The 597-nt window shown below is 47.7% G+C and carries 1 protein-coding gene; it reads left to right on the forward strand.

Annotation, left to right across the window (positions count from 1 at the left end; all coding sequences use genetic code 11):
- On the forward strand, nt 1-498 hold a 498-nt coding region (locus R7R24_RS28610), incomplete at its 5' end, for a methyl-accepting chemotaxis protein (RefSeq protein ID WP_318120446.1).
- Nucleotides 499-597: the final 99 nt, after the last annotated feature.

Below are 597 nucleotides of genomic sequence, written 5' to 3' on the forward strand. Positions count from 1 at the left end.
GACATAGCTGAACAAACGAACTTACTTGCACTTAACGCGGCTATCGAAGCGGCTCGTGCGGGTGAGCAAGGACGTGGATTTGCCGTGGTTGCAGATGAAGTTCGCGCTCTTGCGAGCCGTACACATCAATCCACGGAAGAGATCACGCGAGTGGTGATGGACATCCAAGCGCAGATGTCGATGGTGGTTTCCGATATTGATCAATGTAACGAACAAGGTCAGCAAACCCTGAGTGCATCTGAACAATTAGACGCAAGCCTCCAGCAAATCATCACGGACATGCACGCGATTCAAGGCAACTCAGAGCGCATTGCTTCTGCGATTGAAGAGCAAGGCATTGTGATGAACCAAGTTAGCGACTCAATCACTGAGCTGAACGTTATCTCTGAAAACAACATGCACTCCGCGCAAGAATGTTTGCATGAAGTGAACTCAGTGTCGGCTCAAGCACACGATATGGATGAAGCGGTAGCCGAGTTTAAGACTCGCTTAAAGTAATCTACTAGTAGATTCGTTAATCCAATAAGAAAGCCCGAAGCGAATGAATGCTTCGGGCTTTTTGTTTTCTATATAGGCTCAGTATCAGCTCAGCCCAAA

The sequence above is a fragment of the Vibrio sp. 704 genome, from assembly GCF_033339295.1.